Source organism: Streptomyces dengpaensis (genome assembly GCF_002946835.1).
Lineage (GTDB): Bacteria > Actinomycetota > Actinomycetes > Streptomycetales > Streptomycetaceae > Streptomyces > Streptomyces dengpaensis.
This window is the reverse complement of sequence record NZ_CP026652.1, coordinates 3,313,695-3,327,712: the sequence shown is the minus strand read 5'-3', so window position 1 is coordinate 3,327,712 and position 14,018 is coordinate 3,313,695. Positions and strand designations below refer to the sequence as shown.

Below are 14,018 nucleotides of genomic sequence, written 5' to 3'. Positions count from 1 at the left end.
GGTTGCGAACTTGGCGGCATGGTGGAGAGCGAAACCGTGAGAAGGCGAACGCAGCGAAACTGCAGCGGGAGGCACAGCAATGGCGCACGAATCCGAGTCCGGTCTGCCCATCGAACCGGTGTACGGGCCGGAGGCTCTGGGGGACTGGGACCCGGCCGAGAAGCTGGGCGCGCCGGGTTCGTACCCCTACACCCGTGGTGTGTACCCGTCGATGTACACGGGCCGTCCGTGGACGATGCGGCAGTACGCCGGCTTCGGTACGGCCGTGGAGTCGAACGCCCGCTACAGGCAGCTGATCGCCCACGGCACGATGGGGCTGTCGGTCGCCTTCGACCTGCCGACCCAGATGGGCCACGACTCGGACGCCCCCATCGCGCACGGCGAGGTCGGCAAGGTGGGCGTCGCCATCGACTCGATCGACGACATGCGGGTGCTGTTCGGCGGAATCCCGCTGGACAAGGTGTCGACGTCGATGACGATCAACGCGCCGGCCGCGCTGCTGCTCCTGATGTACCAGCTGGTCGGCGAGGAGCAGGGGGTGCCGGCCGCGCGGCTGACGGGCACGATCCAGAACGACGTACTGAAGGAGTACATCGCGCGCGGGACGTACATCTTCCCGCCGAAGCCCTCGCTCCGGCTGATCGCGGACATCTTCAAGTACTGCAGGGCCGAGATCCCGAAGTGGAACACGATCTCGATCTCCGGCTACCACATGGCCGAGGCGGGAGCCTCCCCCGCACAGGAGATCGCGTTCACGCTCGCCGACGGCATCGAGTACGTCCGTACGGCGGTCGCGGCGGGCATGGACGTGGACGACTTCGCCCCCCGCCTCTCCTTCTTCTTCGTCGCCCGTACGACGATCCTTGAAGAGGTCGCCAAGTTCCGTGCGGCCAGGCGTATCTGGGCCCGGGTGATGCGGGACGAGTTCGGTGCGAAGGACCCGAAGTCCATGATGCTGCGCTTCCACGCGCAGACGGCGGGCGTGCAGCTGACGGCGCAGCAGCCGGAGGTGAACCTGGTGCGCGTCGCCGTCCAGGGCCTGGCCGCGGTGCTCGGCGGCACGCAGTCCCTGCACACGAACTCCTTCGACGAGGCGATCGCGCTGCCGACCGACAAGAGCGCGCGGCTGGCGTTGCGTACGCAGCAGGTGCTGGCCCACGAGACGGACGTGACCGCGACCGTCGACCCCTTCGCGGGCTCGTACGCCGTCGAGAAGATGACCGACGACGTGGAGGCCGCCGCGGTCGAACTCATGGCCAGGGTCGAGGAGTTGGGCGGTGCGGTCGACGCCATCGAGCACGGCTTCCAGAAATCCGAGATCGAGCGCAGCGCCTACCGCGTCGCCCAGGAGACCGACTCCGGCGAGCGGGTCGTGGTCGGCGTCAACCGCTTCCAGCTCGACGAGGAGGAGCCCTACGAGCCGCTCCGCGTCGACCCGGCCATCGAGGCCCAGCAGGCGGAGCGGCTCGCCAAGCTCCGCGCCGAACGCGACCAGACGGCGGTGGACGCCGCCCTCGCCGGCCTGAAGAAGGCGGCCGAGGGCACGGACAACGTCCTCTACCCGATGAAGGACGCGCTGCGGGCCCGGGCGACGGTGGGGGAGGTGTGCAACGCGCTGCGGGAGGTTTGGGGGGCTTACGTGCCGAGCGATGCGTTCTGAGAGGTGGGCGCGCACGAAGCCGGCCGCCGCCTTCCGCCGCCGGAAGCGGCTGTCGGCGACGGCGACTTGGCGGCGGGGGCGCTGTTCCTCGGCTTCGCGGTGAAGCTGTCGCCGGCGAGCGCGTAACTGGCGCGGCTCTGGTAGCTGTTCCTGTCAGCGCGTCGCCGAGCGCCTTGCCCTGAGGGCGTTGCGGATCGCGCGGGTGAGGACCGGCGGCAGCAGGTCGACGGCGAGGCGGCGGGTGCGGCTGCCGCCGCGAGGACGGGCAGCGGCGGCTGGGCCGGAGGAGGTCTGGCCGTGCGGCGCCGCATCCGCGCCCTGGGAGTCCGCGCCCTCGGGCTCCTTGCCGTACCGCGACAGCGGGAACGGCGGAGCCTGCATCCCCTTGGACTTGAGACGGACGATGCGGTGTCCGGCCGCCTCCTGCACGCTGATGTGGCAGTCCCCCCGCTTCCGCGCCATGTCCAGCAGTTCGTCCTGGACGGCCTTCGGGTCGTCCCAGGTCCCGTACAGCTTCTGCGTGCTCAGGCAGACCGGGTGCAGGCCCCGATTGAGCACGGCCTCCCAGGCCGCGATGGAGACGCCGGGTGTGTGCTCCGAGCGGAAGTCGTCCAGGACGACGATGCCGCCGGGCTTCAGCGCGTCCTGAGCCGCGCCGATGTCGCCGTAGACATGCTCGTAGAGATGTGAGGCGTCGACGTGGACGAACCTGCAGGAGTCGGGTTCCACCTCGGAGGGCACGACCGAGCTGGGGCCCTGCAGTACCCGGGGCAGCTCGTCGTGGAAGGAGAGGTAGTTCTCCTCGAACAGCCGCCGGGTGAGCGCGCTGTACGACTTCGTCGACTCGGCCCGGTTGGCGCCGTCCGGTGCGTCGCCCTCGAAGAGGTCGCACACCGTGTAGCGCTCGCCCTCCCGCAGATGATGCCCGAGGAAGATCGCGCTCTTGCCCATATAGACGCCGACCTCCAGCAGGTCTCCGCGCATTCCCGCGGAATCCTGCCGGTTCAGGAACCAGTCGAAGAGTATCTGGTCGAGAACGGGGAACCAGCCGGGGACGTCGTCGAGGCGGTGCGGCGGCTGGGTGGTGCCTTGTACGTCGGTCATGAGGAGAGAGCGCTCCCTAGTGCGGACGAGGCGAACAGGCCCGGATCCTATGAGAAGCCTGTCAGTAGGTCAGAACTACTGCGCAACTGCCCGGTGAGAGAATTCCAAACCGGCAGCCGATGTGACGGCGCTCACATGCTGCGCGTACTCCGTCAGCCCCTCCGCCGTCGCGCCCGCCCAGCCGACGTAACCGTCGGGTCGTACGAGGAAGACACCGGTTGCGTACGCCTCGCACGACGGGATCCGGACCGTGGGGACGGCGAGCGGGGGCAGCTCCGTGTCTGTGCCCACCGTCAGCAGCGTCCAGTGCGGGCCCCGGAACGCGTCGAAGAGGCGTACGCCGTCGTGGATGGCGTCCGGTTCGCGGTCGCCCGCGTGGAGGGCGTCGTCCGGGAGGCCTGTGCGGGTCTCCACCGCGAGCGAGGAATCCCGGTAGCCGAGGCCTGACCCTGCGCGCCATCGCCAAGGAGCTGGATGTCAAGGCGCCCGCCCTGTACTGGCACTTCAAGGACAAGCAGGCGCTGCTCGACGAGATGGCGACGGAGATGTACCGCCGGATGATCGCCGGAAGCGATCTCGGCCCCGAGGACACCTGGCAGGAACGGCTCCTCAAGGCCAACCACGGACTGCGCTCGGCCCTGCTCGGCTACCGCGACGGCGCCAGGGTCTTCAGCGGCTCACGCTTCACGGGTATCGAACACGCCCATCAGATGGAGGACACCCTGCGCCTGTTCACGGCCCATGGGTTCACCCTCTCCCAGGCCGTCCGCGCGACCTCCACGACGTACCTGTACACCCTCGGCTTCGTCACCGAGGAACAGGGCGTGCAGCCGCTCCCGGACGAACGCCGGGAAGGCTACGACCTCGAAGACCGCGCCCGCCGGATGGCCGACTTCCCCCTGTCGGCCGCGGCGGGCGCGGAGATCTTCGAGGACTACGACCGGCACTTCGAGGAAGGGCTGGCCTTGGTGATCGCGGGCATCGAGGCCCGGTACGGGGTCAGCTGATGCGGTCGGTCCAGCCGGCCTCGAGGTAGGTCCTGCGGCCGGGGCCGGGGAAAAGACGACCGCCCCCGGTCATGGGCGACCGGGGGCGGATGTGTTCGGCGGAGGGGCGACTTTCAGCCAGAGCCAGGGTTACAGCCGTGGCCTGGCCAGCGCCGTGCGCACCTTCGGCGTGAGCCAGTCCTCCACGTACCGGTTGAACAGCCAGGCCAGGAACAGCATGGTGGCCACCGTCGCCAGGAACGTGACGTGCGAGGGCAGGTGCAGGGTCCGGTGGTAGGCCTCGATGGCGACCCAGCCCAGGTGCTCGTGGACCAGGTAGAACGGGTACGTGAGCGCGCCCGCGACCGACAGCCAGCGCCAGTTGGCCCAGTTCAGCCAGCCGAGCGCGATGGCCGCCACCGCCAGATAGCCGAGCGTGATGAACAGGACGATGCCGAACGAGGTGCGGTAGGAGAAGAACTCCGGGTTCGGGGCGTGCCACAGCCTCGCCACGGCGTAGTGCTGGCCGATCAGCCAGCTCACGCCGACGATGCCCCAGGCGTACGCGTCCCGCCGGTTGCGGTGGATCAGGTAGAGGCCGACGCCGCCGATGAAGTACGACGCGTACTCCGGCATCAGGATGAGGTCCAGGAGCGGCTCGTTCGCGGCCTCCGCGATGGCAGCGGCCAGCGTCCAGCCCGCGCAGAACAGGATGATCCGCTGCCGGTTGGCGCCCGGAAGCACGACGCACAGGGCGAACAGGGCGTAGAAGCGGACTTCTGCCCACAGCGACCAGCAGACGCCCAGAACCCGGTCCGCGCCGAGGGGCTGCTGCATCATCGTCAGGTTCACCAGCGCGTCACTCGGCGACACCGCGTGGTACGCGACGACGGGCAGCGCGAACACCGCGGTCACCAGGATCACCGCCGCCCAGTAGGCGGGCAGCAGGCGCGAGGCGCGGGAGGCGAAGAACGAGCGCAGGGACCTGCCCCAGCCGCTCATGCAGATCACGAACCCGCTGATCACGAAGAACACCTGGACGCCCAGGCATCCATACGCGAACCACGAGTGCAGCTCGGGGAACTGGAGTTTCGGGGAGGTGCCCCAGGCCTCCGTGACCTCGCCGTCCCGGCCGCCGTAGTGGTAGCAGGCGACCATCAGCGCGGCGATGATCCGCAACCCGTCGAGCGCACGCAGGCGAGGCGCGTGCGCCCGCGGGATTATCCGGTGCGGGGCACCGTTGACGTCCGCCGGCGCCGGGGACTTCGGGACGGACGTGTCCACGGATGCGTTCACGGGGACATTTACGGGAGCGTTGGCGGGGGCGTTCATCCGAGCGTGGCTCGCTTCAGCGACCGTGCGCGGCGTGCCACTCGGCGTACCGTCGCATTGCGCGGGATGAAGGCGAGCTGCGCGGGAACCGCGCCGGGCAGTGCCAGAGAGGTGAGCCGGCGTCGCTTGAAGTACCGCCAGGTGTGCGTGTTCAGCTTGTGCGTCAGATACTCCTCGGCGGCCTTGCGCAGGTCCGGGTAGATCTTCGGCTGCATGGCGAAGCCGACGGCGCGCACGAGTTCGGTGAGGGCCGCGGCGTCCAGGCCGTTCCGCTGCTCGGTGACGGCCGCCTTGTCCGTCAGCTCCGGCAGCACGGCGTCGACGATGGTGACGGGGATGCGGTTGCTGTTCTCGTACGGCGTGAGGCGCTCCAGGAGGGCCTCGGTGCCGATGCGGGCGACAGGAAGGCCGTACAGCGCGGACGCCGTGAGCAGCGCGGTGGAGAAGCAGCCGACGACCAGGGCGGGGCGCATCCGCTGGTAGAGCACCTCGGCGAGGACGGGCGTGTCGAGCACCGTGAGGTCGGCGCCCAGCTTCTCGGCCTCCTTCTCCAGCAGGCGCGACCAGCGGGCCGGGGCCGACGGGTGCGGCTTGAACACCACGCGGGTGTGGCCGAGCGCCAGGGCGCCCTTCAGCATCCGTACGTGGAGGGCCTCCTCCTCCTCGGCGGTGAGGATGTCGAGGGCGGAGAGGTACTGGCCCAGCAGCAGCGCGGGTTCGTCGATCGCGGGCAACTCGTCGCCGGTGCTCTCGAGGTCGGCGAGCACCTTGACGAACGCGTCCGTCGGTACGATCTCGGGCTCGACGCCGAACTCCGTCAGGAGCAGCGGCTTGAGGCCCGGCACCAGGTCCAGGTGGAGCAGCCGGGACACGCGCGTGCCGACCAGGGGGTCGATCTTGTTGCGGGTGGGGCCGTAGCTCATCAGGCCGTCCGCGTACACGGTGACGGGCGCGCCGGTGAAGATTTGCGAGACGCCGAGCGCCGGGTGCACCTGGATCGACTCGACGGCCAGCTCGATGTCGTCGTCGCCGAGGTTCCAGGCGAGCCGCAGATGGCGTTCCCACAGGGGTACGTCGTCGAGCCGCGGGGCCCAGCCGCCCGGGTGGAAGGGGGAGATGGTCTCGTTCCACGAGATCACGTCGTCGAAGCGGCCGCGCAGCCGCTCGAAGCCGGGCATCTCGTCCAGGGCGGGGGTCGTCTCGGGCGTCGTCGCGTTGTTGGAGACGAGCAGGATGCGCCGGTCGGCCGGCGTGAAGCACTTGCTGTCCAGGGCGGCGGCGAGCGTGGCCGTGCCGTACAGCGTGGACGCCAGGAAGATCTGGGTGGTCACGCGGCCACCCCCGCGCCGGTGGGACGGCGGCGCAGCCGGCGCAGCCGACCGGCGCGCTGGACGTCCATCGAGTCGAGGGCGTCGTCGAGCACGTCCTGCGGCATGCGCCGCAGCGCGACGGCGCTCATCGACTTGAGTTTCCGTGCCACCGCTGGCTCGAACCTTTCGATGGATCCCAGGTGATGGGAAATAATCGCGCAATACGTGCGCACGGCTTTGGGCAGAAGTCTTTCCGCTTCGGGGTCCTCGGCGGTTTCCGCAACCACCTGATCGAACGCGCGGATGAAATCGAGCTGACGTACGTCACCGATCTGTGTCAGTGAGGAGGCTACGCCACGCCGGTAGAACACGCCGAGCAGCCCCACCGTGGCGAAGGATTCCGCCTCCCGGTGCAGCTTCCAGATCCACGGCCGGTCCTCGGCCGTGCGCAGTCCGTCGGTGAAGTGCAGCAGGCCGCGGTCGAGGAGACGGCGGTGGTAGATGCCCGCCCAGGCGTATGCGTAGTCGACGGAGGTGGACCGGTCGGCGGGGAGGATGGCGTCGCGCGGGTTCATGACGACACCCCGGCGACCGTTCGGTACGCGGTGGATGGAGCGGGCGCGGGCGGTGCACTGGACATGGTCGGTACGGACGAAGTCGCAACCCAAGTCTTCGATGGAGGCCAGGAGTTGCTCGTAATAGCCGGGGGCGAGCCAGTCGTCCCCGTCGAGGAACGTGAGGTATTCGCCGCGCGCGGCGTCGATGCCGGTGTTGCGCGCGGTTGCCAGCCCTCCGTTCTTCTCGTGTCTGACATACACCGCACCCGGGAGCTCGCGCTCCGCGCGCGCGAGAATGTCCGGTGTCTCGTCGCGCGAGCAGTCGTCGACGAGAATGAATTCGAAGTCGGCCCGCGCGTTCGCACGCAGGCTCTTCAGGGTGTCGGGCGCGTATTGCTGCACGTTGTAGAACGGCACGATGACGGAGAGCTTGACCACCCACGTGACGTTAGGCGGCGGCCCGGCATTCGTCTTGACCGCTGGTGAGATGTCAGGTGAACGACGCGTGGCGGAACCGTGAACCCAGCTGGTTTCCGGGTCCATCGGGGCCCGATTCGCCATTCGTAGATGTGCTGTTAACCGTTTGTTGTATTCGGGTTGGGCAGGACCTCGAAATGGCTTCCTAGCGTCTTCGACGTGCCAGCAAGTACCACGAAGTCCCTGCGGGTGGCCGTCCTTGCGGATTCCGACACTCGGTGGAAATGGGGATCGCTCACCGCGAACCGCATTTCTCCGGCCGAATCGGACATTCGCCTCGACGGATTCCTCCTGCGCGGCCGTGCCACCCCCACCGCCCGCCAGCTCGAAGAAGTCGGCGTCCGCGCGGACTCCCTCCGTGAGGTCACCGCGGTCGAGTTCCTGCGCGAGATGGCGAAGGAGGAGTGCGCCTACGACGTAGTCGTCCTCTCCCTCGTCGGCGGCGCCGTCCAGGCGATGCTGCACGGACTGGCGCACGCCTGGGACGGGCGGACGAAGCGGCCCGTGGTCGTCACCGGCTATGTCGGCGTCGTCTACGAGAAGCTCGCCGACGGCCTGCTGCTGCGGCACGGCGCGGACCTCGTCCTCGCCAACTCCCGCCAGGACGCGGACCGTTTCCGGGTCGTGTACGAAGGAGTCGGCGCCGACGCCTCGTCGGTGACGGAGGTCGCGCTGCCGTTCCTCGGCGGCGAGCCCTACGCCGGCGGTGAGGACCCGTACACGGTCGTCTTCGCCGCGCAGCCCTCCGTACCGGAGAGCCGCAAGGACCGTACGTACCTGCTGAACCGGCTGGTCCAGCACGCGCGCCTCCACCCGGACCGTGAAGTGCTGCTCAAGCTGCGCTCCAAGCCGGGTGAACACACCACGCATATCGAGGAGTTGCCCTACCAGAAGCTGGCGCAGCGGGTCGACCTGCCGGCCAACTTCCGGCTGGTGTACGGGCACATGGGTGAGGTCCTCGACCGCACCGACCTGCTGGTCACCATGAGCTCCACGGCCGCCCTGGAGTCCCTGCACCGCCGTATCCCCACGGTCGTCCTGACCGACCTCGGGGTGCGCGAGGCGCTCGGCAACCACCACTTCGTGGGCTCCGGCTGCCTCGCCTCCTGGGACCAGCTCGACGAAGGGCACCTGCCGGAGTCCGACGCGGCGTGGGTGGCCCGGCAGGGCGTCGCCGCCGACGGCTCGTACGAGACGGCCTTCGACGCGGCGCGCTCCCGCATCACCGAACTGCTGGAGGGGGGCCGACTCCCGCCCCTCGCCCCGTACTACACGCCCGAAACCGCGCCCGGCTATCTGCCCGGCATCCTCGCCCGCCACCACCTCGGCCCGGACGGCGGCCCGCTGCCCGGCGCGCCCGCGGCGGACAAGGAGCCCAGCCCCGTACGGCAGATCGTGCGCCGGGCCGCCCGCGGCGCCTACCGCCACGGCGTCCAGCGCGTGGCACCGGTGATCCGGCGGATGGGGGAGCTGTGACCGCCACCGAGCCCCCCGGCGCTTCTCGCCTTCCTCGCCTCCCTCGTCAAGGAGAACAGCGCATGACCAACTCCGAAGCGGGCCAAGCCGCGCCCGTGCGCCGCGTACTCGCGGTGATCCCCGCGCGCGGCGGCTCCAAGGGCGTGCCCGCGAAGAACCTCCTGCCGGTCGGCGGTGTGCCGCTGGTGGCCCGCGCGGTGCGCGAGTGCCGTGCCACGCGGCTCGTCACGGACGTCGTGGTCTCCACGGACGACCAGGCGATCGCCGCCGCGGCCCGCGAGGCCGGCGCCGAGGTCGTGCTGCGCCCCGCCGCCATCGCCGGCGACACCGCCACCTCCGAGGCCGCCGTCCTGCACGCCATGGACGCCCACGAGGCCCTGCACGGTGCCCCGGTCGACGTGGTCCTCCTCGTGCAGTGCACCAGCCCGTTCATCATCCGCGAGGACGTGGACGGCGTCGTCCAGGCGATCACCGGGAACGGCGCGGACACGGCGCTGACCGTGGCTCCCTTCCACGGCTTCGTGTGGCGCGACGCGGACGACGACCCCGTTGTCGTCGACACCCAGCGCGCCGCGACGGAGAACGGCACCGACACCCTCGTCTCGGACACCGCGACGAGCGGCGGCTACGGCGTCAACCACGACAAGTCCTTCCGCCCGCGCCGCCAGGACCGCCCCCAGGACCTCCTGGAGACCGGCGCCGTCTACGGCATGGACGCGGCGGGCTTCCGCGAGGCCAAGCACCGCTTCTTCGGCCGTACGGAACTCGTGCGCACCGACCCGGCCCGCGTGCTGGAGATCGACGACCCGCACGACCTCGCCCGCGCCCGCGCGCTGGCCCCCCTCTTCGACGCGAACCGCCCCGGTTCGCTCCCGACCGCCGCCGACATCGACGCGGTCGTCCTCGACTTCGACGGCACCCAGACCGACGACAGGGTGCTGATCGACTCCGACGGACGGGAATTCGTCTCCGTGCACCGCGGGGACGGCCTCGGTATCGCCGCCCTCCGCAAGAGCGGGCTGACGATGCTGATCCTGTCCACGGAACAGAACCCGGTGGTCGCCGCCCGGGCCAGGAAGCTCAAGATCCCGGTCCTCCACGGCATCGACCGCAAGGACCTCGCACTGAAGCAGTGGTGCGAGGAGCAGGGCATCGCGCCGGAGCGCGTGCTCTACGTCGGCAACGACGTCAACGACCTCCCGTGCTTCGCCCTCGTGGGCTGGCCCGTGGCGGTCGCGAGCGCCCATGACGTTGTGCGCGGCGCCGCACGCGCGGTCACCACCGTCCCCGGTGGCGACGGCGCGATCCGAGAGATCGCCAGCTGGATCCTCGGCCCTTCTCTCGACTCCCTCCACAAGTAAGGAACTTCTCCACCATGAGCAACTCCCGTCTGCGCACGTTCGGTTCGAAGACCGCCGGCCCGGGTCAGCCCGTCTACGTCGTCGGTGAGATCGGCATCAACCACAACGGCGAGCTCGAGAACGCCTTCAAGCTGATCGACGCCGCCGCCGAGGCCGGCTGCGACGCCGTCAAGTTCCAGAAGCGCACCCCGGAGATCTGCACCCCGCGCGACCAGTGGGACATCGAGCGCGACACCCCCTGGGGCCGGATGACCTACATCGACTACCGCCACCGCGTGGAGTTCGGTGAGGACGAGTACCGCCAGATCGACGAGTACGCCAAGAGCAAGAACATCGACTGGTTCGCCTCCCCGTGGGACACCGAGGCCGTCGCCTTCCTGGAGAAGTTCGACGTCCCGGCCCACAAGGTCGCCTCCGCCTCGCTGACCGACGACGAGCTGCTGCGCGCCCTGCGCGCCACCGGCCGCACGGTCATCCTCTCCACCGGCATGTCGACGCCGAAGCAGATCCGCCACGCCGTCGAGGTTCTCGGCTCGGACAACATCCTGCTCTGCCACGCCACGTCGACCTACCCGGCCAAGGCCGAGGAGCTCAACCTGCGCGTGATCAACACCCTGCAGGCCGAGTACCCGAACGTCCCGATCGGCTACTCCGGCCACGAGACCGGCCTGCAGACCACGCTCGCCGCGGTCGCCCTCGGCGCCACCTTCGTCGAGCGTCACATCACCCTCGACCGCGCCATGTGGGGCTCGGACCAGGCCGCCTCCGTCGAGCCGCAGGGCCTCGCCCGCCTCGTCCGCGACATCCGCACCATCGAGGAGTCCCTCGGTGACGGCGTCAAGAAGGTCTACGAGTCCGAGCTCGGCCCGATGAAGAAGCTGCGCCGCGTCGCCGGCGTCGTCGCCGAGGCGGAGATCGCCGACGCCGCGGGCGAGCCGGTCGCGGTCTGAACGCCCTCAACCCCTCCTTACGACGGGACGGTCGTACGTCGATGAGCCCCCGCGCCGGATCCACCGGCCCCCACACTCTCGCCTTCGTCGAGAGTCCGGTACAGCTCCTGAACGTGCTGGAGTGGGCGCACACACACGCCCTCAGCAGCACGGCGCCCGGCGCGGGGCTCACCCTCGTCGTCCTGTCTCCCAACGATCCGATGACCCGCGGCCAACTGCGCCGCATGGCCGAGCTGGCCCGCGAGGAGGGTCACGAGGTCCGCTGGGAGGAGGCGCGCGGCGGCACGACCGCACCCTTCCACACGGTGGGAGGCCTGGCACCCCTGCTGCGCAGGGCCCACCGCATCGTGATGGGCGACCCGTTCTCCCGTTACGTACAGCTCCTGCTGACCATCACCCGCGCCCGCGACCTGGTCGTCGTGGACGACGGCACGGCGACGATGGAGTTCGTCGCCCAGCTCGCCCGCGGTGAACGCCTGGTCCGCTGGCACCGCAAGGGCGGCCGCCCCGGCCCCCGCGACCTGCTCTTCGCCCCGGTGTCCTCCTCGGCCAGGCGCCGCCTGACGCCGAGCGCCCACCGCACGGTCGAGGTCTTCTCCTCCATGCCGATCGAATCGGCACCGGACGGCGTCCGCATCACCGCCAACGACTTCTCCTGGACCCGCGCCCGCTTCGGCCCGCCCCGCATCACCAAGGGCGCGGACCTGGTCGGCACCTCCCTCGTGGAGACGGGCGTGGTCGACCCGGACCGCTATCTGTCGGCGGTCCGCGCCCTGTCCCAGGCCCACGGCGCGACCCGCTACTTCGCCCACCGCCGCGAGAGCACCGACAAGCTGCACCGCCTGGCCAACGAGACGGGCCTCGAAATCGTCCGCCCGGACCTGCCCCTCGAACTGATCGCCCGCCGTGGCCCCATCGGCCGTACGATCCTGAGCTTCCCGTCGACGGTCGTGCACACCCTGCCGCTGGCCCTGGCCGGCACCGAGGTCCGCGTCGCCGTCTGCGACATCGACCCGAGCTGGCTGACCCAGAACGCCTCCCCGCGCGCTCAGGGCTTCCTCTCCGGGGTCACGGGCACGGCACGGGACGTCCACCGGCTCACGATGGCGAGCACGGCCTGACCACGAGCACGGCCTGACCGCCGGTAAGGGCTCCGGATCCCGTCGGCGTGCTGTGAGACCGTAGAGGCGGAGTACGGGTGTGGGCTCGGCACGTCGGGCGTTCACCCGTGGGGATCCCCGGGCAACCCCCGGCGGACCGACTCAAGATCCAATCCGTCCGGAAAGCCGGGCGGGTTTACCCATCTCCGTCGATACGTATGCGCCGCGCGGCCAGGTTTCTTCGCCTAACGGGCTGAAGTTTTGTTGATCGTGGGTCAGTTGGCCGTCCCGTCGCCCTACCCTTCAAAGGGTGAACCAACTGATGTCCCCAGAGTCCGAGGCCGATCACCCCGGGGAACCCCTGCTCCCCGGCGCGCTGCCCGAGGCGCTGCGCGCCGAACTCGTCGCGTTCCGCCGCGACTTGCACATGCACCCGGAGCTCGGCAACCAGGAGTTCCGCACCACGGCCGCGCTCAAGGCGCGCCTGGAGCGGGCGGGCCTGAAGCCGCGCGTCCTCGACACCGGGACCGGCCTCATCTGTGACATCGGGGACTGGGACGGCGTACAGCCCATGCTCGCGCTGCGCGCCGACATCGACGCGCTGCCCATCCCGGACACCAAGACCGAGTGCGCGTACCGCTCGACCGTGCCCGACCGCGCCCACGCCTGTGGCCACGACGTGCACACCACGGTCGTCCTCGGCGCCGGGCTCGTCCTCGCCGACCTGCACCGCGAGGGGCGCCTTGCCCGTCCCGTACGGCTGATCTTCCAGCCCGCGGAGGAGGTGCTGCCCGGCGGCGCCCCGGACGCGATCGAGTCGGGCGTCCTCGACGGCGTCGGGCGGATCATCGGCGTGCACTGCGACCCGAGGGTGGACGCCGGGCGCATCGGGTTGCGGCACGGCCCCATCACCTCCGCGTGCGACCGGCTCGAAGTCGCGCTCGACGGCGCGGGCGGTCACACCGCGCGCCCCCACCTCACCACCGACCTCGTCACCGCCGCCGCACGCGTCGTCACTGACGTACCGGCGCTCGTCGCCCGGCGGGTGGACGCCCGCAGCGGGCTCGCCGTGACCTGGGGACGGATCGAGTCCGGGCACGCCTGCAATGTCATCCCTCAGCACGCCGAGCTCTCCGGGACCGTGCGCTGCCTGGATCTGGGCGCCTGGCGGGCCGCGCCCGACCTGGTGCACGCGGCCATCGACGAGATCGCGAACCTCTACCGCGCCAAGTCAGAGATCAACTACATCCGGGGCGTCCCGCCGGTCGTCAACGACCCGGCCGTCACGGACCTGCTCCGCGACGCCATGACCGCGCGGCGCGGCGCGCACTCCATCGAGGACACCGAGCAGAGCCTCGGCGGCGAGGACTTCTCCTGGTACCTGGAGCACGTGCCCGGCGCGATGGCCCGCCTCGGCGTCCGCACACCGGGCGAGCGCACCACCCGCGACCTGCACCGCGGCGATTTCGACGCGGACGAATCGGCGATCACGGTCGGGGTCGAGCTGTTCACGGCGGCCGCCCTTCTCGACACCGGGGTGTGAGGACAGAGGGCGCGACGGGCGACCGCGGTCGCGCCCTTCCCTGCGCAGTAGCGTTCCGCCTCCCCAAATGTGCCGTTCGCTCCCCTGGTTCACGGGGACGTAACCGGCCATCGGCACGAATGGATAACGGCCACGCGGAACCCCGTTCCCTGGACGGTCTAC

The 14,018-nt window shown here is 70.2% G+C and carries 11 protein-coding genes and 2 pseudogenes; 8 read left to right on the top strand and 5 right to left on the bottom strand.

Going from position 1 to position 14,018, the window contains the following annotated elements; translation table 11 throughout:
* The first annotated feature begins 79 nt into the window (after positions 1-79).
* Entirely contained in the window at positions 80-1,660 is a 1,581-nt protein-coding gene (locus C4B68_RS15120) for an acyl-CoA mutase large subunit family protein (RefSeq protein WP_099505450.1), read from the top strand.
* Between the two features lie 3 nt (positions 1,661-1,663).
* Positions 1,664-1,786, top strand: coding sequence for a hypothetical protein (locus tag C4B68_RS44070; protein WP_257217487.1), 123 nt, complete (start codon positions 1,664-1,666; stop codon positions 1,784-1,786).
* Between the two features lie 27 nt (positions 1,787-1,813).
* On the opposite strand, the gene C4B68_RS15115 is transcribed toward C4B68_RS44070, so the two are convergent.
* Together C4B68_RS15115 and C4B68_RS15110 are read right to left on the bottom strand one after the other, a co-directional pair.
* Positions 1,814-2,764: a class I SAM-dependent methyltransferase gene (locus C4B68_RS15115; protein ID WP_099505451.1), complete on the bottom strand. Its 951-nt coding sequence runs from the start codon at positions 2,762-2,764 to the stop codon at positions 1,814-1,816.
* 75 nt (positions 2,765-2,839) lie between these two features.
* Positions 2,840-3,208: pseudogene (locus tag C4B68_RS15110) on the bottom strand (aromatic-ring hydroxylase C-terminal domain-containing protein); the annotation flags it as partial.
* On the opposite strand from C4B68_RS15110, the pseudogene C4B68_RS15105 reads away from it, so the two are divergent.
* Positions 3,196-3,771, top strand: a pseudogene (locus C4B68_RS15105) (TetR/AcrR family transcriptional regulator); the annotation flags it as partial. The pseudogenes C4B68_RS15110 and C4B68_RS15105 sit on opposite strands and share 13 nt — an antisense overlap.
* A gap of 129 nt (positions 3,772-3,900) precedes the next feature.
* Here the strand turns inward: C4B68_RS15105 and C4B68_RS15100 are convergent.
* The 3 genes from C4B68_RS15100 to C4B68_RS15090 are packed head-to-tail and all read right to left on the bottom strand — an operon-like array spanning position 3,901 to position 7,387.
* A complete protein-coding gene (locus tag C4B68_RS15100; RefSeq protein WP_099505452.1) occupies positions 3,901-5,082 on the bottom strand; it encodes an acyltransferase family protein in 1,182 nt (393 codons plus the stop codon).
* Positions 5,079-6,413 carry an alpha-2,8-polysialyltransferase family protein gene (locus C4B68_RS15095; protein WP_099505453.1) on the bottom strand — a complete coding sequence of 445 codons (1,335 nt, stop codon included), beginning with the start codon at positions 6,411-6,413 and terminating at the stop codon, positions 5,079-5,081. The genes C4B68_RS15100 and C4B68_RS15095 overlap by 4 nt, the downstream gene beginning before the upstream one ends.
* Entirely contained in the window at positions 6,410-7,387 is a 978-nt protein-coding gene (locus tag C4B68_RS15090) for a glycosyltransferase family 2 protein (RefSeq protein WP_099505454.1), read from the bottom strand. Before C4B68_RS15090 ends, C4B68_RS15095 begins: the two co-directional genes overlap by 4 nt.
* Before the next feature lie 198 nt (positions 7,388-7,585).
* Here C4B68_RS15090 and C4B68_RS15085 point away from each other — a divergent pair, with 198 nt between their 5' ends.
* From C4B68_RS15085 to C4B68_RS15065, 5 genes are all read left to right on the top strand, one after another.
* Entirely contained in the window at positions 7,586-8,902 is a 1,317-nt protein-coding gene (locus C4B68_RS15085) for a DUF6716 putative glycosyltransferase (protein ID WP_099505455.1), read from the top strand.
* Between the two features lie 62 nt (positions 8,903-8,964).
* The gene (locus C4B68_RS15080) at positions 8,965-10,263 is read left to right on the top strand and encodes an N-acylneuraminate cytidylyltransferase (RefSeq protein WP_099505456.1); all 1,299 of its coding nucleotides are present in this window, start codon (positions 8,965-8,967) and stop codon (positions 10,261-10,263) included.
* Between the two features lie 14 nt (positions 10,264-10,277).
* On the top strand, positions 10,278-11,213 hold the full coding sequence (locus C4B68_RS15075) for an N-acetylneuraminate synthase family protein (protein ID WP_099505457.1): 936 nt from the start codon (positions 10,278-10,280) through the stop codon (positions 11,211-11,213).
* 41 nt (positions 11,214-11,254) lie between these two features.
* Positions 11,255-12,334 carry a hypothetical protein gene (locus tag C4B68_RS15070; protein ID WP_099505458.1) on the top strand — a complete coding sequence of 360 codons (1,080 nt, stop codon included), beginning with the start codon at positions 11,255-11,257 and terminating at the stop codon, positions 12,332-12,334.
* Between the two features lie 301 nt (positions 12,335-12,635).
* Positions 12,636-13,856, top strand: coding sequence for an amidohydrolase (locus C4B68_RS15065; RefSeq protein ID WP_099505459.1), 1,221 nt, complete (start codon positions 12,636-12,638; stop codon positions 13,854-13,856).
* Positions 13,857-14,018: the final 162 nt, after the last annotated feature.